The 26942-nt window shown below is 64.7% G+C and carries 27 protein-coding genes and 2 pseudogenes; 12 read left to right on the forward strand and 17 right to left on the reverse strand.

Annotated features, from left to right (window positions below):
- The 6 genes and pseudogenes from AC1DJT_RS02045 to AC1DJT_RS02070 all read right to left on the reverse strand — a co-directional run.
- A pseudogene (locus tag AC1DJT_RS02045) lies at positions 1-232 on the reverse strand (hypothetical protein); the annotation flags it as partial.
- A 120-nt stretch (positions 233-352) separates the two neighbouring features.
- On the reverse strand, positions 353-1252 hold the full coding sequence (locus tag AC1DJT_RS02050; RefSeq protein WP_441490486.1) for a polysaccharide deacetylase family protein: 900 nt from the start codon (positions 1250-1252) through the stop codon (positions 353-355).
- Positions 1253-1264: 12 nt separating this feature from the next.
- Positions 1265-2992, reverse strand: a complete 1728-nt coding sequence (locus tag AC1DJT_RS02055; protein ID WP_476833431.1) for a dipeptide ABC transporter ATP-binding protein — start codon at positions 2990-2992, stop codon at positions 1265-1267.
- Positions 2989-3867, reverse strand: coding sequence for an ABC transporter permease (locus tag AC1DJT_RS02060; RefSeq protein WP_476833432.1), 879 nt, complete (start codon positions 3865-3867; stop codon positions 2989-2991). The genes AC1DJT_RS02055 and AC1DJT_RS02060 overlap by 4 nt, the downstream gene beginning before the upstream one ends.
- Positions 3867-4838, reverse strand: a complete 972-nt coding sequence (locus tag AC1DJT_RS02065) for an ABC transporter permease (protein WP_069878004.1) — start codon at positions 4836-4838, stop codon at positions 3867-3869. The genes AC1DJT_RS02060 and AC1DJT_RS02065 overlap by 1 nt, the downstream gene beginning before the upstream one ends.
- Positions 4839-4863: 25 nt before the next feature.
- Positions 4864-5565, reverse strand: a complete 702-nt coding sequence (locus tag AC1DJT_RS02070; protein WP_069878003.1) for a creatininase family protein — start codon at positions 5563-5565, stop codon at positions 4864-4866.
- Positions 5566-5658: 93 nt separating this feature from the next.
- On the opposite strand from AC1DJT_RS02070, the gene AC1DJT_RS02075 reads away from it, so the two are divergent.
- The 6 genes from AC1DJT_RS02075 (at position 5659) to AC1DJT_RS02100 (ending at position 11293) form a co-directional block, all read left to right on the forward strand.
- The gene (locus tag AC1DJT_RS02075) at positions 5659-6201 is read left to right on the forward strand and encodes a MarR family winged helix-turn-helix transcriptional regulator (RefSeq protein WP_441490482.1); all 543 of its coding nucleotides are present in this window, start codon (positions 5659-5661) and stop codon (positions 6199-6201) included.
- Between the two features lie 222 nt (positions 6202-6423).
- Positions 6424-8016, forward strand: a complete 1593-nt coding sequence (locus AC1DJT_RS02080) for an ABC transporter substrate-binding protein (protein WP_476833433.1) — start codon at positions 6424-6426, stop codon at positions 8014-8016.
- Between the two features lie 209 nt (positions 8017-8225).
- Positions 8226-9188, forward strand: coding sequence for an isoaspartyl peptidase/L-asparaginase family protein (locus AC1DJT_RS02085; RefSeq protein ID WP_441490507.1), 963 nt, complete (start codon positions 8226-8228; stop codon positions 9186-9188).
- The gene (locus AC1DJT_RS02090; protein WP_476833434.1) at positions 9185-10228 is read left to right on the forward strand and encodes a ketopantoate reductase family protein; all 1044 of its coding nucleotides are present in this window, start codon (positions 9185-9187) and stop codon (positions 10226-10228) included. Before AC1DJT_RS02085 ends, AC1DJT_RS02090 begins: the two co-directional genes overlap by 4 nt.
- Complete coding sequence (locus AC1DJT_RS02095) at positions 10201-10956, forward strand: SDR family NAD(P)-dependent oxidoreductase (RefSeq protein WP_476776759.1); 756 nt, start codon at positions 10201-10203, stop codon at positions 10954-10956. The genes AC1DJT_RS02090 and AC1DJT_RS02095 overlap by 28 nt, the downstream gene beginning before the upstream one ends.
- Before the next feature lie 127 nt (positions 10957-11083).
- Positions 11084-11293 (forward strand): cold-shock protein, encoded by a 210-nt coding sequence (locus AC1DJT_RS02100; protein WP_043234173.1) that lies wholly within the window; start codon positions 11084-11086, stop codon positions 11291-11293.
- Positions 11294-11460: 167 nt separating this feature from the next.
- Here the strand turns inward: AC1DJT_RS02100 and AC1DJT_RS02105 are convergent, their stop codons facing one another.
- Genes AC1DJT_RS02105 through AC1DJT_RS02125 form a run of 5 tightly spaced genes read right to left on the reverse strand, consistent with a single transcriptional unit; the run spans position 11461 to position 16162 of the window.
- A complete protein-coding gene (locus AC1DJT_RS02105) occupies positions 11461-12642 on the reverse strand; it encodes an enolase C-terminal domain-like protein (RefSeq protein ID WP_476833435.1) in 1182 nt (393 codons plus the stop codon).
- A 10-nt stretch (positions 12643-12652) separates the two neighbouring features.
- Positions 12653-13927 (reverse strand): TRAP transporter large permease, encoded by a 1275-nt coding sequence (locus tag AC1DJT_RS02110; RefSeq protein WP_476833436.1) that lies wholly within the window; start codon positions 13925-13927, stop codon positions 12653-12655.
- A gap of 4 nt (positions 13928-13931) precedes the next feature.
- On the reverse strand, positions 13932-14444 hold the full coding sequence (locus tag AC1DJT_RS02115; protein WP_441490476.1) for a TRAP transporter small permease: 513 nt from the start codon (positions 14442-14444) through the stop codon (positions 13932-13934).
- Between the two features lie 5 nt (positions 14445-14449).
- Positions 14450-15448, reverse strand: coding sequence for a TRAP transporter substrate-binding protein (locus tag AC1DJT_RS02120; protein ID WP_476833437.1), 999 nt, complete (start codon positions 15446-15448; stop codon positions 14450-14452).
- A gap of 54 nt (positions 15449-15502) precedes the next feature.
- Positions 15503-16162, reverse strand: a complete 660-nt coding sequence (locus tag AC1DJT_RS02125; RefSeq protein WP_476767946.1) for a GntR family transcriptional regulator — start codon at positions 16160-16162, stop codon at positions 15503-15505.
- Between the two features lie 223 nt (positions 16163-16385).
- On the opposite strand from AC1DJT_RS02125, the gene aspT reads away from it, so the two are divergent.
- The 4 genes and pseudogenes from aspT to AC1DJT_RS02145 all read left to right on the forward strand — a co-directional run bounded on the left by aspT (position 16386) and on the right by AC1DJT_RS02145 (position 19217).
- A complete protein-coding gene (gene aspT, locus AC1DJT_RS02130) occupies positions 16386-18053 on the forward strand; it encodes an aspartate-alanine antiporter (protein ID WP_441490473.1) in 1668 nt (555 codons plus the stop codon).
- A 301-nt stretch (positions 18054-18354) separates the two neighbouring features.
- Positions 18355-18564 carry a cold-shock protein gene (locus tag AC1DJT_RS02135; protein WP_043234255.1) on the forward strand — a complete coding sequence of 70 codons (210 nt, stop codon included), beginning with the start codon at positions 18355-18357 and terminating at the stop codon, positions 18562-18564.
- A gap of 138 nt (positions 18565-18702) precedes the next feature.
- Positions 18703-18828 (forward strand): annotated as a pseudogene (locus tag AC1DJT_RS02140) (30S ribosomal protein S21); the annotation flags it as partial.
- 134 nt (positions 18829-18962) lie between these two features.
- Positions 18963-19217 (forward strand): hypothetical protein, encoded by a 255-nt coding sequence (locus AC1DJT_RS02145; RefSeq protein WP_052513594.1) that lies wholly within the window; start codon positions 18963-18965, stop codon positions 19215-19217.
- A 68-nt stretch (positions 19218-19285) separates the two neighbouring features.
- Here the strand turns inward: AC1DJT_RS02145 and AC1DJT_RS02150 are convergent, their stop codons facing one another.
- Positions 19286-20524, reverse strand: coding sequence for a multidrug effflux MFS transporter (locus AC1DJT_RS02150; RefSeq protein ID WP_476833438.1), 1239 nt, complete (start codon positions 20522-20524; stop codon positions 19286-19288).
- 157 nt (positions 20525-20681) lie between these two features.
- Positions 20682-21320 (reverse strand): glutathione S-transferase family protein, encoded by a 639-nt coding sequence (locus AC1DJT_RS02155; protein ID WP_476833439.1) that lies wholly within the window; start codon positions 21318-21320, stop codon positions 20682-20684.
- Positions 21321-21432: 112 nt separating this feature from the next.
- On the opposite strand from AC1DJT_RS02155, the gene AC1DJT_RS02160 reads away from it, so the two are divergent.
- Positions 21433-21819, forward strand: coding sequence for a SpoIIAA family protein (locus tag AC1DJT_RS02160; RefSeq protein WP_476767944.1), 387 nt, complete (start codon positions 21433-21435; stop codon positions 21817-21819).
- A gap of 146 nt (positions 21820-21965) precedes the next feature.
- Entirely contained in the window at positions 21966-23231 is a 1266-nt protein-coding gene (locus tag AC1DJT_RS02165; RefSeq protein ID WP_476833440.1) for an alkyl sulfatase dimerization domain-containing protein, read from the forward strand.
- 56 nt (positions 23232-23287) lie between these two features.
- Here AC1DJT_RS02165 and AC1DJT_RS02170 read toward each other — a convergent pair whose 3' ends face one another.
- The 4 genes from AC1DJT_RS02170 to ugpA form a co-directional block, all read right to left on the reverse strand.
- The gene (locus AC1DJT_RS02170) at positions 23288-24367 is read right to left on the reverse strand and encodes a sn-glycerol-3-phosphate import ATP-binding protein UgpC (protein WP_476833441.1); all 1080 of its coding nucleotides are present in this window, start codon (positions 24365-24367) and stop codon (positions 23288-23290) included.
- Positions 24368-24438: 71 nt separating this feature from the next.
- Positions 24439-25287, reverse strand: coding sequence for a sn-glycerol-3-phosphate ABC transporter permease UgpE (gene ugpE, locus AC1DJT_RS02175; RefSeq protein ID WP_441490466.1), 849 nt, complete (start codon positions 25285-25287; stop codon positions 24439-24441).
- Positions 25287-26045 carry a creatininase family protein gene (locus AC1DJT_RS02180; RefSeq protein WP_069877983.1) on the reverse strand — a complete coding sequence of 253 codons (759 nt, stop codon included), beginning with the start codon at positions 26043-26045 and terminating at the stop codon, positions 25287-25289. The genes ugpE and AC1DJT_RS02180 overlap by 1 nt, the downstream gene beginning before the upstream one ends.
- Complete coding sequence (gene ugpA / locus AC1DJT_RS02185; RefSeq protein ID WP_441490465.1) at positions 26045-26926, reverse strand: sn-glycerol-3-phosphate ABC transporter permease UgpA; 882 nt, start codon at positions 26924-26926, stop codon at positions 26045-26047. Before ugpA ends, AC1DJT_RS02180 begins: the two co-directional genes overlap by 1 nt.
- Positions 26927-26942: the final 16 nt, after the last annotated feature.

Here is a 26942-nt window from a genome sequence, read left to right on the forward strand (position 1 = left end):
CTCCGGGAGCGGGCCGCGGGCGTTCGGCCCCAGGCGGGCGCGCCTCGCCGGGCGCGGCTGAGGCTCCCGGGGGRCGAGGCCGGCGCGGCTGTCCGGGCTCTTCGTCCGACGGCGCAGGAGCCTGCGCTAATCTCATCGGTGCCTGCGCCGGTTCGACCGCGAAGCCGCCATGCGACAGGGTCAGGCCGGGAAGGACAGTACCGATCAGAAGCCAGTTTTTCGTGCGCGTCATGAGTTCCGTTTCCGTTTCAGTGGCTCGGGCTATCAGCGCGCGTGCGCACTGAACCCGCCATGAACCGAAAACGGCCGAAATCGGGCAGGGTTCCTCCCCGCCCGACCCGAGCTGTGCGGGCTAAAGCCCGGCCTCGGCCTTTACATAGCGCGCGATCTCGGCGTGGCTGGCAAACCAGCAATCGCCCTTCGCCTTGGCATGCCGGATCAGCTCCTCGAGGATCCAGATGCGCGAGCGGTAGGTGATGACATGGGGATGCATGGTCAGCAGGAAGAGCCCGCCTTCCTCATGGGCGCGGTCGAATTCGCGGCGGAAGATGTCGAATACGGCTTCCGGCGCCGTGTAGGGCCGCAGCGCCTGGAAGCGGTTCATGTTGAAATAGACCGCATCGTCGCGGATCCATTCGACCGGAAGCTCGACCATGCCCGTCGGCTCGCCCTTCTCGATGATCTCGTAGGGGTCGTCATCGGCAAAGAGCGAGGAATCGTAGAGCAGGCCGAGTTCGCGCTCGATGCTCAGGGTCACTTCCGAAAAATCCCAGGACGGCGTGCGCATGCCGACCGGCCTGACGCCGGTGATCTTCTCCAGCGTATCGGCTGAGCGCAGATGCAGTTCGCGTTCGGCCGCGGGCGGCACGGCGGTGTTGACCTCATGGATCCAGCCATGCAGGCCGATCTCGTGGCCTTCCGCTATGACGCGGCGTTGCTCGTCGGGATAGAGCAGGGCGGTTACCGCCGGCACGAAGAAGGTCGCCTGGATCTGTTCCTTCGCCATCAGGCTGAGGATGCGCGGCATGCCGACGCGGTTGCCATACTGGCCCCAGGAGAGGCGGCCGACCGATTTGCCGCCATCGCGCAATTCGTTCGTCTCATGATCGACGTCGAAGGAGAGGGCGACGGCGCAGCGCGCGCCGTTCTTCCATTTCGTGGGCTTCAGGTTGCGGCCTGCGCGCACGCGCTCGACCTTGTCGCGCCAGACCTCCTCGGGCCATTGCCAGGGTTCGAGAGCAGGTTCGGTCATGGCGGATGTCCTTCAGGCTGGCGGGGCGGTCGGCAGGACCGGCACGGCGGCCAGGAGCCTGCGTGTGTAGTCGTGGCGCGGATTGTCGTAGATCTGGCCCGCTGGCCCCTCCTCGACGATCTTGCCGCGATACATGATCGCGACCCGGTCGCAGAGATGGCGCACTACCGAGAGGTCGTGCGAGATGAAGATCAGGGTCAGGTTCAACTCGGTCTGCAACCGCATCAGCAGGTTGATGATCTGTGCCTGGATCGAGACGTCGAGCGAGGCGACCGGCTCGTCGCAGACCACGACATCAGGCTGCATGGCGAGCGCACGCGCGATCGCGACGCGCTGGCGCTGGCCGCCGGAGAATTGATGCGGATAGCGGCTGGCGAAGGCGGGATCGAGCCCGACGGCGGCGAGCCATTGCCGGACATATTCGGCCGCCCCCGCCCTGGTGACGATGCCATGCGTGATCGGCCCCTCGGCAATACTGTCGCCGATGCTCATACGCGGATTCAGCGAGGCGAAGGGGTCCTGGAAGATGGTCTGGATCCGGGTGGTGTTCTTGTGCGGCCGCGCGCCGCCGCCCATCACCGGCTCGCCCTCCAGCCGCACCGTGCCGGAGTTCGGCGCATAGATGCCGGCCGCAATACGCCCGAGCGTCGATTTGCCCGAGCCCGATTCGCCGACGAGGCCGAGTGCCTCCCCCCGCGGGACGGTCAGGCTGACGGAATCGACGGCCTGGACCCCACGGCCCGGTTGCGACAGTCCAAGCTTCTGGCCGAGCAGGCGCAGGATGCCGGGCGGGGTCTGGAACAGCTTGCTGACGTCCTGAATGACGAAATAGGAGGCGTCCGCCTTCGATCCACGCGACGGTGAGGCACCGGAGGTGCGTGCCGGCGGCGATGCATCGGGGACACCGCCGCCCCGGGCGAGGAAAGTGCCCGGCTTGGCGCGGGACGGCAGCGAATCGAGTAGCGACTGGGTGTAGGGATGCTGCGGCCTGGTCAGCACGTCGAGCACAGGCCCGGTCTCGACGATCCTGCCGTAGCGCATCACGCAGACGCGGCTGGCGATCGAGGCGACYGTCGCCAGATCATGGCTGATCCAGATCAGTGCCGTGCCGAGCTCCGCCACCAGCTCCTTCATTTCGGCCAGGATCTCGGCMTGGATCGAGACATCGAGCGCCGTGGTCGGTTCGTCGCAGATGATCAGCTTTGGCCGGTGCAGCAGAGCGATGGCGATGGCGACGCGCTGGCGCATGCCGCCGGAGAACTGATGCGGGTAGAAATCGACCTTCGCCTCGGGCTCTGGAATCCGGACCTGGGCAAGCGCCGCGATGGCGCGCCTGCGCCCTTCTTCTGCCGAAACCTTCTCATGCGCCTCCAGCGCCAGCAGGATCTGGGCGCCGATCGTCAGGACCGGGTTCAGCGTCATCAGCGGGTCCTGGAAGACCATCGAGATGATCTTGCCGCGAATTGCGCGCAGGTCGCGGGACGGCAATCCGATCAATTCGCGCCCTTCGAGCCGGATCGAGCCGCTCTCGATTTTTCCTGGCGGGTCGATCAGGCCGATGATCGAGAAACCCGTGATGCTCTTGCCGGAGCCGGATTCGCCGACGAGGCCCATGACCTCGCCGCGCTTCAGTGAGAAGGAGACGCCGTCGACGGCTTTCACGACGCCGGCACGGGTGTGGAAATGCGTCGCGAGGTCACGGACCTCGAGCAGCGGCACTGCCTCGGCCGAGCCACTCATCGCCTGAGCCTCGGGTTGACCTGGTAGCGGATCTGGTCGCCGACGAGGTTGATTGCGACGATCAGGATGATCAGCGCGACGCCGGGATAGATCGAGATCCAGTAGCGGCCCGACATCATGTACTGGAAGCCGTTGGAGATCAGCATGCCGAGCGAGGGCTCTGTCACCGGCAGGCCGACACCGAGAAAGGAAAGCGTCGCTTCGAGCGCGATGGCGCTCGCCACCTGCACCGTCGCGACCACGATCAGGGGCGGCAGGCAGTTCGGCAGGATATGGCGCCAGACCACCCGGCGGGCCGGCAGCGGCGTCGAGAAGGCGGCCTCGACATAGTCCTTGCCGCGCTCGGCCGCGGCTGCGCCATGGGCCGTGCGGGCAAAATAGGCATATTGCGCGGCTGCCAGCGCCGCGATGAGCTGGAATTTGCCCTGGCCGAGCACGGCCGAAATCACCAGCGCGAGCAGGATCGCCGGGAAGGCAAGCTGGAGATCGATGATGCGCATGATGAACGCTTCCCAGCGGCCGCCGAGATAGGCGGCGGTGATGCCGAGCGTGACGCCGACCGTGAAGGCGAGCGAACCGGCGATCAACCCCATCTGCAGCGAGATGCGCAGGCCGTAGAGGATGGCCGAGAACAGGTCGCGGCCCTGCGCGTCGGTGCCGAGCAGATGGGTGAAGCCGCCGGAGCCGACATAGCCCGGCGGCCGGCGCGCATCTGACAGGGTGAGATTGGCGAGATCATAGGGATCCTGCGGCGCGATCCAGGGCGCAAGGAGCGCCACGCCGATCATCAGCACGACGACGACGAGGGCTGCGAGCGCCACCTTGCTCTCGCGGAACTCGTTCCAGAATCGGGCGAGGGGCGAAGCCTGCTTCATTACGCGCGCGCCTTTCTCAGGCGCGGATCGAGCGCGACATAGGTCAGATCGACCAGGAAATTGATGGTGATGAAGACGAAGGCGACGAGCATCAGATAGGCGACCATGACCGGCCGGTCGAGCGACGTGATGGAGTCGATGATCAGCTTGCCGATACCGGGCCAGGAAAAGATCGTCTCGGTGACGACCGCGAAGGCCAGCGTCGAGGCGAATTCGAGGCCGAAGACGGTGACGATCGGGATCGCGATCAGGCGCAGCACATGCCGGCGCAGGACGGTCCATTCCGAAAGTCCGGCGGCTCGGGCAAATTTCACCGTATCGGTCAGCATCACCTCGCGCGTCCCGGCCCGGGCCAGCCGCGTCATCAGGGCGAGCTTGAAGAAGGCGAGGTTAAGGGCCGGCAGCAGCAGATGGCTGAGCCCGTTCAACGTCAGAAAACTCCACTCGACGCCGAAAAGCGAAGCGGTCTCGCCGCGGCCACCGGCAGGCAGCCATTGCAGCTCGACTGCGAAGGTGATGATMAGAACCAGGCCGATCCAGAAGGTCGGTACGGAGAAGCCGAGGATCGAGATCGCCATGATGATCTTGGCGAGCAGGCTGTCGGGCTTGTAGCCGGCATAGATGCCGGCCGGCACGCCGATCAGGGCCGCTCCGAATACGGCAGCCAGCGTCAGCTCCAGCGTCGCGGGCAGGCGCGACAGGATAAGTTCCAGCACCGGCATGCCGAAGACGAAGGAACGGCCGAAATCGCCGTGGAGCACACGACCAAGGAAGGTGAAATACTGTTCCCAGAGCGGTCGATCGAGCCCGTAGCGGGCAATCGTCTCGAGTCTCATCTCCTGGCTGACATCGGGCCCGATCAACACGTCGATCGGGTTGCCGATGGCGTAGACGCCGACGAAAACCAGCGCCGACATGACGAGCATCACCAGCAGAGCCTGGACGATGCGCCCGAGGATGTGCCCTAGCATCTGACGAAGCGCCTGGCGCCTGCGGTCACGGCCAGTTCTCCGCGATCACCGCCCGCGTCTCCTCGACGCCTACCTGCCAGAGGCTGAGCATCTCGTTGTCGGAGCGCTGGTAGCGCCCGTGGAAATTTCCGTCGCCCAGGATCTCGCGCTTCTTCGCCGGGTTCGAGGCCTGGTAGAGCGCGCGATCGAAGGGCGGCTTCACTGCATCCGGCATGGCGACGCCGTCGAGCCGGGTCCAGGGGAAGTTCTCCATCCAGGAGGCATGCGAGGCAGCGGGATCGACCGCCTTCACCGCCGCCTGGAAGCGCGGCCCTGCCCACCAATCATGCAGCTTGACGCTGGCATCGGGGCGGCGGCCCATCCATTCCGTGCAGAAGGTCATCACGGGTGCATTGCCGCCATGGCCGTTGACCAGCACGATGCGGCGGAAGCCGGAGCGGTAGAAGCCCTCCAGCATATCCTCGATCAGCGCGACATAGGTGCTCATCCGCAGCGAGACGGTGCCGGGGAAGGCGACGAAGCCTGGCGTCATGCCATAGGCCAGCACCGGGAAGACGGGTACGTTCAGCGGCTCGGCCGCATCGCCTGCCACTTTCTCTGCCAGGATCGCGTCGGTGGCGAGGCTCAGATAGGCGTGCTGCTCGACACAGCCGAGCGGCAGCACACAGCGGTCATCCCGCTGGGCCTGCGCTTCGATCTGCATCCAATTCATCTCGGCGACACGCACGGCCCGTTCCTTGCTTTTCTCTGGCAGTGCGCCATCCTTGACTCCCAGTCAGAACGTCGTCAAGTTCCATTTGGAACTAAACGGGAGCTCATCATGCGCCGCGCCCCCACATCACTCTCGCGTCTCGACCATGAGCGCGAAGCGGCGTTGCGCGATCTCGACCCGCTCACCGTCACCAAGCTCTGGGACAATCCCTGCTGGCTGTCGTTCCGGTTGAACTTCGTCGCCTTCCGCTTCAACGATCCGGTCTATCGCTGGATAGAGACCCGCTACGGCCTGGTCCGCCCGGAATTCGTCGCGCTCTACGCGGTCGGCCTGAAGGAGGGTGTGGCTGCAAAGAACATCGTGGCCTCGTCCGGTTTGCCGAAGAACACGCTCAGCCGCGCCATCCAGAAGCTGCTGACCCGGCGCCTGCTCAAGCGCGAGACGGACCGGGACGACCTGCGCAGCTTCGTGCTGCGCCTGACGCCTGCAGGACGCGCCATTTTCGAGGAGACCATGCCGCTGATGGTGAAGCAGCAGAGCGCCATGCTCTCGGCCTTGACCGAGGCCGAGCAGCGCCAGCTTTGCGAATTGATGGACAAGCTCGTCATTGCCTCTCCGGTGTGGCCGGCGGATCTCGAGCCCCAGTCATAGACCGGGTCGGGCGAAGCGTTCTTCCAAAGAGTTGCGGGATGGTGGTGGGTCTTCACTGCCGTACCGCGCCAATTGAGAACAACAGTCGAGTCAGGATCGCCTAATCAAGTGACACCACGGCGCCTCGTTGCGTGGGCCGACTGCCACCGCCGAGGCCACATAATAAACCAGCGGGAGGGCCGACATGTCGGCCTTTACCGAAACAAAACAGGGGAATTCGTCATGAAGCTTGCCACCACCGYCCGCATCTTCGGACTCGCGGCCGCACTCAGCGCCTCCGTCTCCGGGGTCGCCCTAGCGCAGACGCTTACAATCGGCGTTCGCGCCGGCCCGGAATCGATCGATCCGCACTTCACCGCGACCGGCACCCATGCCGAAGCGCTGAAGCATGTCTTCGACACGCTGACCTGGTCGGGCGACAAGCTGCAGATCGAGCCGCGGCTTGCGACGAGCTGGAAGGCGATCGAGCCTTCGGTCTGGGAGTTCAAGCTGCGCCCGGGCGTCAAGTTCCATGACGGTTCCGACTTCACCGCCGAGGATGTGAAATTCTCGATCGAGCGCATCCCCGTGGTCGCCGGGCCGAACCCGACCACGATCTATGTGCGCCGCGTCAAGGAGGTGAAGATCATCGATCCGCTGACGGTCCATATCGTCACCGACGGGCCGGCCCCGAACTTGCCGAACGACTTCATCCGCCTCTTCATCGTCTCCCACAAGGCGGCGGCCGGACTGACCAAGGACAACGCCAACGAGGCCTTCAATACCGGCAAGGCAGCGGTCGGTACCGGCCCCTACAAGTTMGTGTCCTGGACGCCGAAGGACCAGCTCGTGCTGGAGCGCTTCGACGGCTATTGGGGCGAGAAGGAGCCTTGGGCCCGCGTGCTGCGCAAGGAGCTGCCGAACGACGCCGCCCGCGTCGCCCAGCTCAAGGCCGGGCAGGTCGATATCATCGTGCGGGCGCCGGCATCCGACGTGCCGACCCTGAAACGCGACTCCAAGCTCGCGGTCACGACGGTCGACACGGTCTATGTCTTCAACATGGAGCTCGACATGCGGGACAAGTCCCCGCAGGTCAGCGCCAAGGATGGCTCACCGCTGCCGAAGAACCCGCTCCAGGACGTCAAGGTGCGCGAGGCGATCGATCTCGCCATCGATCGCCCGGCCCTGGCGGAGATTGCGATGGAAGGTCTCGGCTCGCCGGTGAACCAGCTCGTGACGCCGGATATCGCGGGTTACAATAAGTCGCTGCCGGCGCTGAAGCCTGACCTCGCCAAGGCCAAGAAGCTGATGGAGGAGGCCGGTTACGCCAACGGCTTCAAGGTCGCCTTCTCGTTCACCAATGACCGCCTTCCCGGCGACCGTCAGGTCGGCACGTCCATCGCCCAGATGCTGGCGCGGATCGGCATCGACGTGAATGCCAATGCCCAGCCGGGCGCGGTCTTCTTCCCGGCCCGCCTGCGCGGTGATTTCTCGATGTCGATGTCCGGCTGGGGCACGCTGACCGGTGAGTCAAACTACACGCTTTCCTCGGTGGTGCACTCGAACGATCCGGCCAAGAAGCTCGGCGCCTTCAACGTGCTGGGCTACAAGAACGCCGCGCTCGACAAGCTGATCGAGGATGCGGCGGTGGAGATGGATGAGGCCAAGCGCAACAAGTTCCTCTCCGATGCCAACGCCATCGTCGCACAGGACCGGCCACGTCTGCCGATCGTCGCCGTCGGCTCGGCCTGGGCCATGCAGAAGGACAAGGTCGTGATCAAGCCGCGCGTGGATGAAGACACGCTCGCCATGGACATCAAGCCCGCCAAGAAATGAGGCTTCGGCCTCGCTCGCCCGGTTCCTGCAAATATGCAGGAACCGGTATAAAAACGCGCCGAACGAGTATCGGGCATGCGTGGAGAGACTAGCCGCAAGGCCAGTAGGTGGGGTATGTGCCCCGCCGCCTGCTCTCCCCTTTCCCGACTACACGGTTCGACCTCTCCCACTGCGGGAGAGAGGGAAACGCACCAGGATTACCCATGACAATCTCACCTATTGCCCTGGCCATTCATGGCGGTTGTGGCACCTTGCCCAAGGCCGAGATGACCGAAACGGAGTGGACCGAGGCCAAGGCGGATCTCGCCGCCTCGCTCCGCGCCGGCTGGGCCGTTCTCAGCAAGGGCGGCTCGGCCGTCGATGCGGTCGAGGCCGCGGTGCTGGTGATGGAGAATTCGCCGCATTTCAATGCCGGCCACGGGGCCGCGTTCAACGCGGATGGCGAGCATGAGCTCGACGCCTCCATCATGGATGGCGAGACGCTGGCCGCCGGCGCCCTTTGCGGCGTCAAGCGCATCCGGAACCCGATCGGCGCCGCCAAGGTGCTGATGCGCCGCGGCGATCCGCTTTTCCTGGCCGGCACGGCCGCGGACAGCTTCGCCGAGTCGGAGGGGCTCGACATGGTCGAAAACGAGTATTTCTCGACCGAGCGGCGCCGCAAGAATCTGTCCTCGATGAAGATCCGCGAGCTTGTCGGCACCATGTCCGAAGCAAGCGAGGCCGAGAAGCACGGCACGGTCGGTGCGGTCGCGCTGGATGCCCAGGGCCATCTCGCTGCTGCGACCTCCACGGGCGGCTACACCAACAAGCCGGCCGGCCGTGTCGGCGACTCGCCGATCATCGGTGCCGGTACCTATGCGCGCGACGGGCGTTGCGCGGTCTCGGGTACGGGCAAGGGCGAATATTTCATCCGCTACTGCGTCGGGCACGAGATCGCCTCGCTGATGGCCTATGCCGGCCTGAGCCTCGAGGAGGCGACCGCCCGGGCGATAGCCGAGCTCACCGAGCACAGGATCGGGGCTGGCCTGGTCGCGATTGGTGCCGATGGCAGCATCGTCGCGCCCTATAATTCCGCGGGCATGTATCGTGGCTGGGTGACGCCCGATGGCTTCATCCATGTCGCGACCCATCGCGATGTCGAAGTCGCCGGTCAGCTCGAGGCGGCTGCGTGAGCACGCCTGAGCCGATCGTCATCTGGGGTGCGGGCGCGATCGGCGGCACGCTTGGAGCCTATTGGGCGCKCGCGGGCATTCCTGTCCTGCTCGTCGATGTCGTCCCCGAACATGTCGAAGCCTGCCGGACGACGGGCCTCGCGATCAGCGGGCCGATCGAGGAATTTCGCCAGGTCGTGCCCGCGGTGACGCCGGCGGAGCTGACAGGAACCTACAAGCGCATCGTGCTCGCGGTGAAGGCGGGCGCCACGCAAACGGCACTCGACGCGCTCGCCCCGCATCTGGCCGAGGACGGTTTCGTGCTCTCTGCCCAGAACGGCCTCAACGAACTGGCCATTGCCAGGCACGTCGGCGAGGCCCGGACCATGGGCTGCTTCGTCAATTTCGGCGCGGACTGGCACGGGCCGGGCGAGATTCTCTACGGCAACCGCGGTGCTGTCGTCGTGGGCGAGATCGATGGCGCGATGACGCCGCGCGCCCTCGAAATGCACAAGCTGATGCTGCTCTTCGAGCCCGACTCGATTTTGACCAGCAATATCTGGGGTTATCTGTGGGGCAAGCTCGCCTACGGGGCGATGCTGTTTGCCACGGCGCTGACGGATGATTCGATGTCGGCGAATTTCGCCGATCCGAAGCGGCTCGCCGTCTGGCTCGAACTCGGGCGGGAGGTCGGTGCGGTCGCGGCGGCGCGTGGCGTCTCCTCGCTCGGCTTCGGCGAGTTCGATCCGATGGTCTTCGCGCCGGGCCGGCCGGAATATCCGCAGATCGCCGCGATCGCCTGGCTCGCCGACTACACCTCGAAGACGGCCAAGACGCATTCCGGGATCTGGCGCGACCTTGCCGTGCGCAAGCGCAAGACCGAGGTCGATCCCCAAATCGGCATCATCGCGCGCCTCGGGCGCGAGGCCGGCATTCCGACCCCGACGATCGAGACGCTGGTGAGACTGATCCACGAGGTCGAGGACGGCGAGCGCCCACTCTCGTTCGATACGCTGAAGGTGCTGATCGACCAATGCAACTCCGCTTCGACAATCGCGTAGCCCTCGTCACAGGCGCTGCCCAGGGCATCGGCCGAGCCATCGCAACCGCCCTGGCTCGGTCCGGGGCTAGGGTGCATCTCGCCGATATCGATGCCGAGGGGGTCGCGAAGACCGCAGCCGAGATCGGGGCCAGGTTTCATGCCGTCGATCTCGCGACGCCGGACGCAGCGCGCGATCTGCTTGGCACGATCTCGGCCGAAAACGACTCGCTCGACCTGCTCGTCCATGCGGCGGGCGGGGTGCGCGGCCAGGTCGGGCGGCCGATCGAGGAGATTCCCGAGGCGGACTGGCGCAGCATTTTCGCCGCCAATGTCGATGCCGCCTTCTTCCTGACGCAAGCCGCAGCACCGGTGATGAAGCAGGCCGGCTATGGCCGCATCGTCACCATCTCGTCCGGTGCGGGATTGCGCCCGAGCCTCACCGGCATCCAGGCCTATGCCAGTGCCAAGCACGCGCTGGTCGGGCTGACGAAGCAGCTCGCCTGGGAGCTCGGCCCGCATGGCATTACGGTGAACTCCGTCGCGCCCGGCTTCGTGCGCTCCAATCCGGCAACGGAACGGCAATGGCAAAGCTATGGCGAGGCCGGCCAGAAGAAACTGGTCGAGAGCATCCACACCCGACGCCTCGGTACGCCCGAGGACATCGCCAATGCCACGCTGTTTTTCTTGAGCGAACAGGCCGGCTGGATCAGCGGCCAGGTGCTTTCCGTCGACGGCGGACGCTCCTGAGCATTGGGGCGTTTTGCGGGCGCCGACGCGGTTTTTAACGGCATCATTGCCACATGCGTATTTTCGACCCTACAGTGGTTCCCGGGCTGGCATGAGCCAACCTGAATAGTGACTGAAGGGATAGCACGTGAGCACGGGTACCGTGAAATGGTTCAACGAGACCAAGGGCTATGGTTTCATCACCCCTGACGCGGGCGGAAGCGATATTTTCGTCCATATCAGCGCTGTCGAGCGCTCGGGCCTGCGCGGCCTGAACGAAGGCCAGAAGATCAGCTACGATCTCGAGGCCGATCGCAAGACCGGCAAGTCCTCGGCGGTGAACCTCAAGACGGCTTGATCTCCGCCTTCTGCGGGAGGGCGATCGGCGGCGTCACCTCCCGAGCCAATGCGAATCTCTATCTCTCTATCCGGACTGAAGACGATTCCCGGCATGCCCGTCGCCCCAAGGCGGCGGTAGAAAGGACCAGGGCCAGCCCGAAAAAGGCCGGCCCTCCCAATACGCATCTAGAGCTTGAACAGCTCCCGCCCCGTCTGATGGGCACGGATGTAATCCCAGTCATAGCTCACGCCGAGGCCTGGCCCCGTGGGCACGGGAAAACAGCCATCTTTGTCGACACCGTCGAGCTGGTCGCTGTACCCGCAGGTGTAGACCGGTGGCACGGCGTTGGGGCAATCCGGGCCGACCAGCGCAAGCTCATAGAAATTGGTGTTACGAGTCGCGGCCATGCAGTGGCGATGCGCAGGCCCGCAGGCATGGATCTCGACATCGACGCCAAAGGCCTCGGCGAGATGGGCGATCTTCATCGCGCCGGTGATGCCGAGATCGTATTCCGGATCGGAGCGCAGCATGTCGGTGCCGCCATTGATCAGGAAATCGGCCTTGGGCTCGAAGCCGCGCAGATACTCGGTCTGCAGGATCGGCGTTTTMAGCATCTCGCGCAGCTTCTTGTGGGCGAACGCGGRGACGCCACAGTCACGCATCGGGTCCTCGTACCAGAAATAGCCCCCCTCGTCGCAGGCCCGCCCGACATAGAGTGCGTCGGCGAAGGTTCTGAGCTCATTGGCCGGGTCGAGCATCAAAGTCATGCGATCACCGACCGTCCTGGCGACATGCAGGACGTTTGCCGCCTCCTCGCGCGCGTCGCCCTCATGCCAGCCATGGAGCTTGAAGGCGCGGTAGCCCAGTGCGTAACAGGCCTCGGCGAAGTCGGAGAAGGCCTCCTTGCTGTCGAGCCCGCCATTGCGGTCGCCGTGATAGGTCGAGGCATAGGTCTTGAGCCGCGTGCGGAAGCCGCCGAGCAATTGCGACACAGAAGCGCCGAAGCGCTTTCCCGCCAGGTCCCAGAGCGCGATGTCGATCGGTCCGATCCCCATCCCGTCATGCTGGCGGAGCTCCCGCTTCATGTCGTTCCAGATTTCCTCGCGGTGGTCCGGATTGCGGCCGAGCAGGTTGGGCGCAAGCGAGAGCGTCTGCGCCATCGTGGCCCGGGTTCCGCCCCAGTGCATGACATACTGTCCCTCGGCGCCGTCATCGCTGCGAATGACGATCGCAAACTTGGTCAGCTCGAGCTCTGAATTCGGCTTGTATCCGACATTGTAGACCGCCCGGGCATTCTCGGCCGAGCGGCCGAGATTTCTGCTCTTGAACGAGAATTCGACGACCTCAACCTCTGCAATCCTGGTCATGATGATCCTCTCAGAAACCGGCGATCCGGGGGAGCCAGAGGCTCAGGGCCGGCACATAGGTGATGATGGCGAGCGCCACGACGAGCGCGATCAGGAAGGGCCAGAGCTCCCGCAGCAGGGCCCCGAGCTTGACGCGCGTGATCGCCATGGCGACGAAACAGAGCACGCCCACGGGCGGTGTCACCTGGCCGATGACGAGGTTGACCAGCAGCACGATCCCGAAATGCACGAGGTCGATCTGCAACGCGGCCAGCAGCGGCAGCAGGATCGGCACCAGGATGATCATGATGGCGATCGTCTCCATGAACATGCCGGCAATCAGCAGGGCGATGTTCAGGATCAGCAGAACGACCAGCGGATCCGTCGAGATCGAGGTCATGAAGCTGGTGACCAGCTGCGGCGCCTGCTCGATGGCCAGAATCCAGCTGAAGGGCGAGGCCGCGGCGACGATGGCGATGACCACCGCCGTCTCGCGCGCCGTGCCGATCAGGATCGCCGGGAGGTCGGCAAGCTTGATCGAACGGTAGATGAACATGCCGACAACCAGGGAATAGGCGGCGGCGACGCCGGCGATCTCGGTTGCGGTGAATAACCCCGCCCGGAAGCCGACGATGATCAGCACCGGCATCAGCAGCGCCAGCGAAGCGTATTTGAACTCCTTCCAGAGATTCGGGAACGAGAACGAGCCGGCCGGCTTGAAATCGCGCCGCAGCGCCAGGATGGCGATGGTCGCCATGATGCAGCCGGCCATGACCAGGCCAGGAATGATGCCGGCGACGAAGAGGCTGCCGAGCGAGACATTGGCCTGCCAGGCATAGACCACCATCAGGATCGACGGCGGGATGATCGGGCCAAGCGTGCCGGCAACCGCTGACAGCGCCGCTCCAAACGCACGTGGATAACCCATGCGTTCGAGCTGCGGCACGAAGACCCGTGCGGCTGCGGCCGTATCGGCGACGGATGATCCGGAGATGCCGGAGAGAAAGACCTCGCCGACGACCAGCGTATGGGCCGGCCCGCCGCGGATATGGCCGACCAGTGCCTTGGTGAAGCTGAAGAGCCGCTCGGAGATGCCCGACGCGTTCATCAGGGAGCCGGCGAGCGTGAAGAGCGGGATCGCCAGCAGGGGGAAGGACTGCACGCCGGCCACGATGCGCTGGGCGGCGACGGTGRGCGGCACGCCTTCGATGAAGATCGTCAGCAGGGCCGAGCCCGCCATCGCGACCCAGATCGGCGTGCCGACTACGAGCAGGACCGCGAAGGTCAGGAGAAGGATGGAGACCATGCCGCTAGTCCCGCGTCGTGATGTCGGACCAGAGTGCGCCGGTGACGCCTTCGTCGATCAGGTTGCGCAGGAGATGCAGTAGCGACAGCAGGCTCCCGACGAAGAGCGGCGCCACCGTCCAGCCGGCCGAAATGCCGAGCATCGGCGTCAGGTTCGGCAGTTCGCGCTGGAGATAGCGCCAGGAAAACCAGGTCAGCGTGCCGAGAACCGCCGCTGTCGCGAGCAGCGCCACGACGCCGAAGAGGGTGCAGAGCCAGCGCGGGGCGAACAGCACCACGACATCGATGATGATGTGGGTCCGGGCATGGAAGGCGTTGGCGATGCCGAGGAAGATCATCCAGCCGAACAGCAGCAGGATCAGTTCCTCGGACCAGGTCAGCGGATCGTTCAGCGCGTAGCGGAAGACGACGGCGGCGCAGACCAGCGTCGCGATCGCGCCGTGCAGCGCGGCAAGGAAGGCGTTCTCCAGGCGGCTCGACCAGTCGTCGAGCCGCCGGATCAGGTCGAGCCCGGTCATGCCGGTCAGCGCTTGCGCTGAGCGTCGATGGCGGCGAGCACGCTGTCGAGATGGGCCTTGCCCCAGCGGCCCTCCATCGCGGTTGCCACGACCTTGGACCTGGCGGCGAAGGCGTCGCGATCGACATCCTCGACGATCTTGGAGCGGCCGGACTTGCGGATGTCCTCGAGCATCGAGGCCTCGCGCTTCTGCTGGAGATAGGTGTTCATGGCCGAGGCGCGGGCGGCTTCGGCGAACAGGACCTCGCGATGCTCGGGCTTCAACCGGGCGAGGCTGTCCTTGTTGATGACGATCATGTTGTTCTGGAGCATGTGCTTCGTCATCGCGACATAGCCCTGCACCTCATAGAACTTGCGCGAGAAGATCGTCGGGATCGGGTTTTCCTGGCCGTCGACCGTCTTCTGCTGGAGCGCGGTGTAGACCTCGCCAAAGGGAACCGGCGTCGGAKAGGCGCCATAGGCCTTGATCATCTCGACCCAGACCGGGCTTTCCGGCACGCGGATCTTGAGGCCCTGCAGGTCCTCCGGCTTCTTCACCGCGCGGTCGAGCGTCGTCATGTTGCGCCAGCCCCAGTACCAGATGCGGCTGACCGGGACGATGCTATGCTTGTCGCGGAGCTCGTCGAAGATCGGGTCGAAGGCAGCAGAGCGAATGATCGCCTCGGCCTCGCTCCAGTCCTTCCAGAGGAAGGGCGCGCTCGGAATCTCGAGGGCGGGTACGAGCGCGGAGGCGGCCGCCATCGAGGGCGCTGAGATGTCGAGGGCGCCTTCCTTGACCTGCTTGAACAGGTCGATTTCCTTGCCGAGCTGCTCGGCCGGGAAGACCTTGATGGTGACGGCGCCGCCGGTCGATTTGTTCACGCGATCGGCGAATTCCTGGAACAGTTCGCCGGCGATCTCGGTGGTGGTGTTCGCATGGCCAAAGCGCAGGGTCTGTGCCTGGGCGGCTGTCGCGAGGAAGCTGCCTGCGATCAGGCTCGCAGCGGCAAGGCGTCGTAGAAACATCATATCCTCCCGGATGTTATGGTGGTTCTTGCACAGCTGCCTCTGACGGGCGGCCTATTTGATCAGCCTCTCATGGGAGCCCTCGAGATGCCGTCGCATCGCCTCGGCGGCAGCTTCGGGATCGCCCGTCTCGAGCGCATCGATGATGCGGAAATGCTCGGCATGGGTGATCCCGACATCCTGCTCGCGGCTGAGGTAGAGCCGTGAAATGTGCAGATGGAAGCGCAGGTCGTCATAGCTCTTCAGCGCGACCTGATTGCCCGCCGCTGTCAGGATGAGGCGGTGGAAGCGGTCATCGGCTTCGGTGAACGCGCGGTGGCTGCGATACTCGCGGGACGGCGGATCGGCCATCATGACCGCGACGGCGTCGCGCAGCGCCGTGATGACATCGGCGCCGGGGCGCCGCCTGGCGGCCTCTGCCGCGGCCCAGGGCTCGATCACGCTCCGAAAGCTGTAGACGTCCTCGTAATAGTTGCGATCGGGCAGCGCCGCGGTCGCGAAGCCGACGAAGGGGACGGCCGACACGAGCCCTTCCGCGACGAGCCGCGTCAGCGCCTCGCGGATCGGCGTCGAGCTGACGGCCAGTTCGCGCACCAGCCCATCGACATTGAGCTTTTCGCCCGGCGCATAGGCCTGATCGAGGATGCGTTCCTTGATCGCCTCATAGACCTGGTCGCCAAGGACGACCCGTTCGATCTTTCGCGCCCCGTTCAATGCCTATTATCCTGCATCTTGGATCGTGCACGATTTAGGGATGAACTTTCTTTGGAGTCAATCCAAATCGCCGACGTGCCGCGACTTCACTTGGCACTGGCCAATGAGTGGACGACCTCGATGTGCCGCAGACGAGTGCCGCACCGGCGATCGCGGCTCTTGCAGAGCAGGGGCAGGCAGCGAATAGTCGCCGTCGACCACTGCTCTGGAACTGGGGTCCATCGTGGCATTTGTTGAACAGCCGGTTGTTGCACTGTTCATTTCGCTGGCTCTTGGCCATTTGATCGGAAAGATCAGAATTGGCCCCGTTCAGATCGGCGGTGTCTGCGGCACGCTCTTCGTCGCATTGGCCCTTGGGCAACTTGGTGTCACCATCAGCGCGGACCTGAAGAACACGGCGTTCGCGCTGTTCATCTTCGCTCTCGGGTTTACGGCCGGACCGCAGTTCTTCAACAATATCCGTGGTGGCTGGCGCTACGGAATCCTGTCCTTCGTCGAGGTCGGGACGGTCCTGCTGCTGCTTACAGCGGCCATCATCTTGTTCCGCCTGGATCCCGGCACCACGTCGGGGCTCTTCGCCGGCTCGGCCACGGAATCGGCTGTGCTCGGGACGGCTTCGGATGCGATCGCCCGGTTGGCCCTGCCGGCAGCCGAAGTGGCGCGGCTGCAATCCAACATGGCGACGGCCTATAGCGTCACCTACCTCTTCGGCCTCGTGGCGATCGTCGTCTTCACGACGCAGATCGGTCCCCTGCTGCTGCGGATCGACGTGCGCGAGGAATCCGCCGCGCTTGCAAAACAACTGGGAGCCGAGGACGACGCGGGCAAGGAGAACGGCGTGCCCGAGATCGTCTCCCGCTGCTTCCATGCCGGGCCGATTGCGGGAAGCAGCGTCGGCGCCTTCGAAAACAGCGTCAATGGCGTTGTGACCATCGAACAGGTCGGCCGCGGCGAAGGTTTTACCAAGGCAACCACGGACATGGTGCTGGAGGCCGACGATGTTGTCCTCGTGCTCGGCCGCCGCCGCGCCGTCATCGCGATCAGCGAGAGATTGGGCGCCGAGGTGCCGATGCCGGCAGGCGACAACGTGCCACTCGTCGAGCGCGAGGTCGTGCTCGTCCGTAGCGAGGTGATGGGGCGCCGGATTCGGGATCTTCGTCGGCTGGCGAGCGCGGAACAGCGGCGCGGTGTCTTCATTTCGCGCATCAGGCGGCTCGGGCATATCGTTCCGGCTTTGCCGGGCACCGTTCTCGAGCAGGGCGACGTCCTGACGCTCTACGGCTCCGAGGACGCGATCACGCGGGCGGCCCCGGAGCTCGGCCACTTGCTCCCGGCGACTTCGAGTACCGACTTCGTGATGCTCGGGCTGGGAGTGGTCGCGGGTCTCCTGCTGGGAGAACTGAGCTTCAGGGTCGGCGCCCTGAACCTGACGCTGGGGACCGGCGGTGGTGCGCTCGTCTCCGGCCTGGTCTTCGGCTGGCTCCACATGCATCGCCCGCATTATGGCGCGATACCGCTGCATGCTGCGGAGTTCATGAAGGACTTCGGCCTGGCGACCTTCATCGCCGCAATCGGTCTGTCGGTCGGGCCCGATGCCTTCGCGCTGCTCAAGCAGTACGGGCTGGTGCTGCCGGTCCTGGCGATTCTCGTCTCCGCACTGCCGGCCCTGGCTTCTCTCTATATCGGGCATTACCTGCTGAAGATCGAGGCTCCGATCCTGCTCGGAGCCATCGCTGGCCAGCACTGCAGCACCCCGTCGATCAGCGCATTGGTCTCCCTCGCTGGCAATTCGACGCCGGTGATCGGCTACACCGTGACCTATGCGATCTCGAACGTCCTGCTGCCGCTGATGGGGCCGGTCGTGGTTGGCATGGTCGGGCTGATCGGGTGAAGGGCGTMCGCTGCGGCTGCTTCAGCGGCAGCCCGAAGGGCTCGAAGAGGCGTCGTGAGCTCGCGCTGTGTCTGGGTGGGGTCGATGGCCGCACAGGGGCACGCAAGGCTGCGGTCCTGCTTCGACGACAGGTTGCATTGACAAATTGGTCACAATCACCCATATAGGGGCATCGATCTTAGGCCGAATGAATTGGCCCCCGCGCTAATGGCGCGCTAGCTGACGAACTTCCCGCTCAAAATCGAACACCGTGTGAGGCGTCGTCTCACGCGAATTAATGCCTTGCGAGAAGGAATTCGTCATGGCCACCGGCACTGTTAAATGGTTCAATTCGACTAAGGGTTTCGGCTTCATTCAGCCCGATGATGGCGGTCAGGATGCTTTCGTCCACATCAGCGCTGTCGAGCGTGCTGGTCTGCGCGAGCTCCGCGAAGGTCAGAAGATCACCTTCGAGCTCGTCCAGGACAAGCGCTCTGGCAAGATGTCCGCGGACAATCTTCGCGCCGAGTGATCTGCATGACCGTGCAAACGTAGCATTCCGAATCGAGTGGCGACCACGGATGTACTGGCGCCCCCCTTTCAGGACGATACGCCGCACGGTTKGACGAAGGGTCGGGATTACCCGGCCCTTTTTTCTTTTCTGAAAGGAGCCCGAGCCATTCGGCGTGCACGCAAGCTGGCGCGCAAGCAGGCTCAGCGCGAAGGACTGATCGCAGCGCCGAAGCCCAAGGCCAAGCCTGTTCGTCCGCCGCGTCTTGCACCGGCGGCAGCCTGAGCTCAGGCCAGCCTGACGATGCCGGCGCAAGGGTCTGCTCGACGCAGTCCAGTGCGCCTGGATGCGCGCTACCGATAGGGCGCGTCGCTGTGAGTGCCGCCAACCGGGCGGCAATCGTGAAGGAGTGGACTGCCATGTCGACCAAAGGACTCTCGGCCGACGAAGCCAAGCGCCGGGCCCAGGCGAATTTGGAGAAGGCCGAGCAAAAGCGGCAGGAAGCCCAGCGTGGGCTGGATGCGCAGCGCGCCGCCCAGGTTGCCGTCACGGAGAAGACCGCGCGCTTGCGCGCGCTGCGGCTGGCGAAGGAAGCCGCAGACGCAGAGGCCGCCGCGATCGCCGAGGCTGCACGGCCCAAGACCGTAGCGTCCAAGCGCACGAAGCGGGCCTGACGGACCGGCGGCTTGCGACCCGCGCGTGCCCGGCCTGGAACGACGTTCCGCGCCCAGAGGGCAGGCCGCTAGCTGCGCCCCGGCGCCGGGTGAAAGAGCCGCCCCTTCTCGACCACCAGAACCACCGCGAGCGCCATGAGCCCGCAGAGTGAGAAGCCGAGTGTCAGCGGCACGACCGTGCCGTTGAAATGCTGGCCGACATAGAAGCCGAGCAGTGCTCCGCCGACCGTGGTGATGAAACCCTGGACGGACGAGGCCGTAYCCGCGACATGGCCAAGCGGATCCATCGCCATCGCCCCAAAATTCGGCGCCAGCAGGCCAAAGCAGAACATCGTCCCACCCTGCATGATGGCGAAGAGCCAGAGCGTTTCCTTGCCGGCAAGGGCCAGCACCGCATGCAGGCTGGTCAGCGTGATATAGCCGAGCAATGCGCCATGCGAGACCCGGCGCATGCCGAGTCGGCCGACGATGCGCGAATTCAGCAGTGACGCGACCGCCATGCATGCGGCGATCAGGGCGAAGATGGTGGTGAACCATTCCGGCGCCCGGAAGACATCGACAAAGACCTGCTGTGCCGAGTTGATGAAGCCGAACAAGCCGCCGAGAACGAAGGTCATCGCCAGCATGTAGCCGACGCCGATGCGCGAGGTCAGCACCGTGCGGAAGGCGGAGACGATGCTGGCGAACTTGATCGGCGTACGGTCCTCCTCATGCAGCGTCTCGGGCAGGCGCATTGCGGTCCAGAGCATCACGATGGCGCCGAAGGCGGTCAGAACGCCGAAGATCCAGCGCCAGGGTGCGACCCAGAGGATCGCCTGGCCGATCGAGGGCGCCAGAATCGGTACGGCCAGGAAGACGATCAGGGCCAGCGACATGACGCGGGCCATGTCGCGGCCGGAATAGCAGTCCCGTACGATCGAGACCGCGAGCACCCGCGTCGCGGCTGCTCCGACGCCCTGCAGCACGCGCGCCGCCATCATGATCTCGAAGGAGCCGGAGAAGGCAGCGAACACACTGGCGACGACATAGATGCTGAGCCCGGTCAGCAGCACGGGCCGTCGGCCGAAGCGGTCGGAAAGCGTGCCGTAGATGATCTGGGCCACACCAAAGCCGAGCAGATAGCTGGTGACGATCCACTGCCGGTCGTTCGGCTCGGCAATGCCGAGTGTCTCGCCCATTTGGGGCAGGGCCGGCAGCATGGCGTCGATCGCAAGCGCGTTTGTCGCCATCAGTGCGGCCATCATCGCCACGAAGGGATAGAAACCCATGCCGTGGCGCGGCCGGGCAATGTCGAATGTGTCGGTCATTTCTGCCTGCTGCCGGGCACAGCCCGGAACGTCCCGTCTCGCAGATGGGAGAGGCCAGCAAGATAGCCGGCCGATTCTCGCAGGATTAGGCGATGCGCCGCTGCGCAACAACCCGGCCAGAGGCCGGGTTTGGCATGCACTCAGCGTGGAACGACGCCTATTCCGCCGCCGGCTGCTGCTGCGGCATCAGCGCATTGTCGATCTCATTGGCGCGGATCGCTGCCGGGCGGGCCTGCAGTCGTTTGGCATAGGCCTCGAAGGCCGGCCGCCGCTCCATCGTGCCGAATTGCAGGCCCCAGCCGATCTGCGMGCCGAGATAGACATCGGCCGCGCTGAACCTGTCGCCGACCAGATACTCGCCCTGCGATACCGCTTTTTCCAATGTGTCCATGACATCGGCGAAGCAGCCATAGCCGACCGAGCCGGTCTTCTCCGGTGGCACCTCGACGCCAAGCATCTTGTTGGTCACCGCAGCTTCGGTCGGGCCGGCGCCAAAGAAGAGCCAGCGATAATAGGGGCCGCGCTCCTTGCTGCCCGGTGCCGGCGCCAGCCCGGCCTGGGGAAAGGCGTCCGCGAGATAGGCGCAGATCGCGGCGCATTCGGTGACGATCATGTCGCCATGCTTCAGGGCCGGCACCTTGCCCATCGGATTGAGCGCCTTGTACGCGGCCGCCTTCATCGGCGGGCCGAAGCCGACCAGCTCGGTGCGATAGGGCTGGCCGACTTCCTCCAGCATCCAGCGCACGATCCGGCCGCGTGACATCGGGTGGGTGTAGAAGACGAGTTCATCGCTCATGCTGCGTTCCTCCTGTGGAGGGCGAGACTAACCACGACGCATGACCGCGCAATGGCAGCAATMGAAACCGCGGCGGGCCTGCTGCGTTGTCTGAAGCGAAAGGATGACGTCCATGTTCGAAATCCTCGCTGGGCCCGATCATGTCGCGGCCTACCGCCTCTCCGGCACGCTGACCGTGGAGGATTATGACAGTGTGATCGCCGATATCGACGTACGGCTGACCCGGCACGAGAAGATCGGCGTTCTGGTCGATCTGACCGGCTTTCACGATATCACGCTCCGGGCGGGTGCCAGGGATCTGCGCTATGGGTTCAGCAAGCTGTCGGAACTCAGGCGCTTTCCGCGTGAGGCCCTGATCAGCGACAAGGGCTGGATCGAGACGCTGGTGGCGATCGCCAATCCGGTCATCCCCTTCGTCGAGATCCGCTGCTTCAAACCGATCGAGTACGAGGCGGCGCTGGCCTGGGCCAGCGAGATCGAGGGCGGGCCCGAGGCTTAGGTTGCACGTGCCCGGAGCGCGTTGCCGCGACAGCGAACCGCGCGCCTCACCCATAGCTGACATCGCGCGTCAGGACTGCGCGTGCGTGGCCTGTCATTCCTCCCCAGCGGTGCTATCGACATGCTCTGGTCGACGGAGGAATTCAGATGCGGCAGGACGCATTGTTCGAGCGCCTTTGGAGTGGCGCAGCGCAGATGGAAGAATGGACCGAGGCGGTCTCTGCCGGCGCCATCACTGCGGTGGCAGAGAACATCATCACCGTCCACACCACCTATTTCTGCGGCGGCGTCACGGCCATTCGGACGAGTGAAGGCCTTGTCCTGATCGATACGGCCAAGCCAGACACCGCCGCCCAGACGCTCGCGACGATCCGCAGCTGGGACGACAGCCCCATCCACACCGTGATCTATACCCACGGCCATATCGACCACACCAGCGGCATCAAGGTCATCGACGAGGAGGCCGATGCGAGAGCGAGGCCGCGGCCGAGAATCGTGGCTCATCGCAACGTCGCGCGCCGGATGGAGCGATACGAAGCCTCCCATGGCTTCAACAGCATCGTGCAGGGGCAGCAGTTCAACAAGCCGGACTATGTCTATCCGATAGGCCAGCGGCGTCCCGATGACGTCTATGACGACACGCTATCGCTTGCGATCGGTGGCGAACAGCTCGAACTCATCCACGGGCGCGGCGAGACCGACGATGCCACATTCGTCTGGCTGCCGCGGCGGCGCGTGCTGGCGAGCGGGGACTTCGTAATCTGGGTTTTCCCGAATGCAGGCAATCCGCGCAAGGTCCAGCGCTATGCAGCCGAGTGGGCTGTCGCCCTGCGCCGGATGGAGCGCCTGAAGCCGGACATCCTGATCCCCGGACATGGCCCGGTCATTGTTGGGGAGGGCCGGGCAGCGCAGGTGTTGCGCGACGGGGCCGAAGCGCTTGAGCATCTGGTTCGCGATACCCTGGCGCTGATGAACAAGAGTGCGACGCTCGACGAGGTGCTGCGCGCGGTCAAGGTACCGGCCGCCTATCTGGCGAAGCCCTATCTCGTGCCGAAATATGATGACMCCGAATTTCTGGTCCGGGGGATCTACCATTTCTATGCGGGTTGGTTTGACGGAAACCCCGCAAACCTGAAGCCGGCGAAGAACGCTGATCTTGCGTCCGAACTGGCTCGGCTTGCGGGTGGTGCCGAGAAACTGGCTGAGCGAGCCGCGGCGCTGGCCGAGGACGGCCAGACGCGCCTCGCCGTTCATCTTGCCGAGTTCGCGAGTTCAGCAGCGCCCGAGGATCGAGGGATCCAGGCAATCCGGGGCGCGGTGCTCCGGAAAGCCATCGATGGCGAAAGCTCGTTGATGGGCAAGGCATTCCTCGCCGTCTACGAGCGCGATGCAAAAGAACGGTCGGCGGGCTGAGCAGCGCATCCAGCGGCTGTTTCCGGCCGCTGGAGATCGTCCGCGGTCTATCCCTCTTATTCGCGCCCGAGTCGGACGCCCGATTGCGCATCGAAGACGTGGACTCGGTCGGGGTCGACCGAAATCCACAGGCGCTTGGCCTCGGCGGCGACATCGCCGGTTGCGGCCTGCATCACGAAGGGCTGTCCGGCAAGCTTGCCGTGGAAGAGCTGGGTCGCGCCCAGCTCCTCGATGAACTCGACATCGAAGGGCAGGGCCCCGGCCTGGCCCTCGGACGCGATCTCGATATCCTCCGGCCTCAGGCCCACCTCGACCTTCGTTCCCGATGCGAGGTTCTGCTTGAGGTCACGCGCTTCGAGGAGCGCGTCGCCGAGCGCAACGATGCCGGGTCCGTCGATGGCTGCCGGCAGCAGGTTCATCGGCGGCGAGCCGATGAAGGTCGCGACKAAGCGGCTTGCCGGTTTGCGATAGACCTCGGCCGGGACGCCGATCTGCTCGACTTGGCCGCCATTCATCACAACGAGCTTGTCGGAGAGCGTCATCGCCTCGACCTGATCGTGCGTGACATAGATCGCGGTGACGCCGAGCGCCCGCTGCAGCTTCTTGATCTCGACGCGCATTTGCACGCGCAGTTTCGCGTCGAGATTGGAGAGCGGCTCGTCGAACAGGAAGACCTGGGGCTTGCGCACGATGGCGCGGCCCATGGCGACGCGCTGGCGCTGGCCGCCCGAGAGCTGGCGCGGCCGGCGCTCCAGCAGGCCTTCGATCGCGAGGATGCGGGCTGCTTCCTTGACCCGCTTCTCGATCTCGTCCTTCGGCGTCCCGCGGTTGCGCAGGCCATAGGCCATGTTGTCGTAGACGCTCATATGCGGATAGAGCGCATAATTCTGGAACACCATGGCGATGTCCCGGTCCGCCGGTTCGATCTGGTTGACAACCCTGCCGCTGATCGAGACTTCGCCGGACGAGATCGTCTCCAGGCCTGCCACCATCCGCAGCAAAGTGGACTTGCCGCAGCCGGAGGGGCCGACCAGCACGCAGAAGCCGCCATCGGGAATGTCGAAAGAGACGCCCTTCACGGCCTCGACGCCGCCGGCATAGACCTTCTTGACGCTGGAAAGAGTAACCTGGGCCATTGGGTTCCTTGGTCGGTCGGTAACGGATAATCGGCGATCGGCTCAGCGGGCCGGGCTGCCGGTACGCAATGTCACTTCTCGGTTTCCACCAGGCCCTTCACGAAGAGCCGCTGCATGGCGATGACGACGAAGACGGGCGGCAGCATCGCCAGCATCGCGGTTGCCATGGCGAGCTGCCATTCGGTGAGCGCATCGGCCGTGGTGATCATCTTGCGGATGCCGATGACGATGGTCTGCATCGAATCCTTGGTGGTGACCAGCAGCGGCCAGAGATACTGGTTCCAGCCATAGATGAACTGGATGACGAAGAGCGCCGCGATCGTGGTGAGCGAGAGCGGGACCACCGTATCCTTGAAGAACTTGAACGGACCGGCGCCATCGATCTTCGAGGCCTCGAGCAGTTCGTCGGGGATCGTCATGAAGAACTGCCGGAACAGCAATGTGCCGGTCGCCGAGGCGATCAGCGGCACGGCGAGGCCCTGGTAGGTATCGAGCATGCCGAGATCGGAGACGACCTTGAAGGTCGGGAAGATGCGGACTTCGACCGGCAGCATCAGGGTGACGAAGATGATCCAGAATGCCGCCATCCGAAACGGGAAGCGATAATAGACGACTGCGTAGGCAGAGAGCACGGAGATGAAGATCTTGCCGAACGCGATGGCCAGCGCCATCACGAAGGAGTTGAACATCATCACGGCCACCGGCTCGCGGGTCGAGCCCGAGGTCCCGACGAAGAGGATGCGGTAGTAGTTCTCGAAGAAATGCGGGCCAGGATAGAGCGGGAGCTGGCCGTTGATGATGGTCGCAGCATCCCAGGTCGAGGCGACGAAGGTCAGCCAAACCGGAAAGGCGACGATCAGCACGCCGATCGTCAGGATGATATAGGCGACGATGTCGCCGAAGCGGCGGTTCTCGACCATCAGTGCCAGGCCTCCCCGTCGCGCAGCAAGGCCGCGAGCGCCTCGGCGCAGGCGTTGAGGAATTCCTCGCCCTTCTTCGGCGTCGCGCGCCGCGCATCGCCGATCACGCCGGTCTCCGTCATCTCACGGAAGGGGCGGTAGCGCGCGACGGTCGGGCGCATCAGGCCACGCGGATCCGCGCCGAGCATGCCGAAGGCCTGCCCCAGCCGCTCCTGCTTCACCGTTTCCGGCGCCAGCACCATCATCATCGAGGTCTCGATCTCGCAGGCATGCATCACGCTGGTCTGATCCTGCATGAAGGGCAGCATCGCAGTCTGCGCCAGCTCGAAATAGGTGGTCGCGATGATGCGCAGGCCGGTCTCGCGGGCGAAATCCGGCAGGAATGCACCGAGCGCGGCGATATTGCCGCCATGGCCATTGACGATCACGACCCGGCGGAAGCCATGCCGCTCGATGCTCCTGAGCAGCGAAAGCAGCACGGACCGATAGGTCGGGATGTCGAAGGTGAAGGTGCCGCCGAAGGCCATGTGATGCTCGGCCATGCCGCACCAGAGCGTCGGGGCGACCACGACATCGGCCTCGTCCAGGCGCTCGGCCGCGGCCTTGCAGACGCCCTCGCACAGGATGGTGTCGACGCCGACCGGCAGGTGCGGCCCGTGCTGTTCCATCGAGGCCACGGGCAGGACGACGATCGCATCCTTCGCCGCCTTGTGACGCAGATCCTCGGCCGTCAGTTCCTTCCAGAGCACCGAGGCCATCAGTAATTCACCTTGCGCTCGATGAAGCGGAACTGCACCGCCGTCATGGCGATGACCATCACGAGCAGGATGACCGATTGTGCCGCCGAGCCACCAAGATTGGAGCCGCCCTTGCCGTCGGAATAGACCTTGTAGACCAGCGTCTCGGTCGCGCCCGCAGGCCCGCCGCCAGTGACCGTGTCGATGATGCCGAAGGTGTCGAAGAAGACATAGACGATGTTGACGACGAGCAGGAAGAACGTCGTCGGCGAGAGCAGCGGGAAGATGATGGTCCAGAAGCGGCGCATCGGCCGCGCGCCGTCGATCACCGCCGCCTCGATCACGCTCTTGGGGATCGATTGCAGCCCGGCGAGGAAGAACAGGAAATTATAGCTGATCTGCTTCCAGGTCGCGGCGAGGATGACCAGCGTCATGGCGTCATTGCCGTTGAGCCGGGGATTCCAGGCGATGCCGAGGTTCTGCAGTCCACGCGCGAGCATGCCGAGCGAGGGATCGAACATGAAGATCCAGAGCACGCCGGCAATGGCGGGAGCCACGGCATAGGGCCAGATCAGCAGGGTCTTGTAGATCTCCGCGCCGCGGATCTGGCGGTCGGCCATGACGGCAAAGAGCAGCGCGATCGAGAGCGAGAACACGCAGACAAAGGTCGAGAAGATCGCGGTGTTGCGCAGCGCCTTGAAGTAACCCGGATCGGAAAAGAGGCTCTGGTAGTTTTCGAACCAGACGAACTGGGTCGACGTCCCGAAGGCGTCTTCCAGCAGGAAGGACTGCCAGACCGCCTGGCTTGCGGGCCAATAGAAGAACACGACCGTGATCGCGAGCTGCGGCAGGAGCAGCAGGAGCGGGATCGTCAGGCTCCGGAAATAGGCGTTCTTCTGCATGCAGCCCGTGAAGCAA

The organism is Allobosea sp. 05T422_2 (assembly GCF_056396265.1).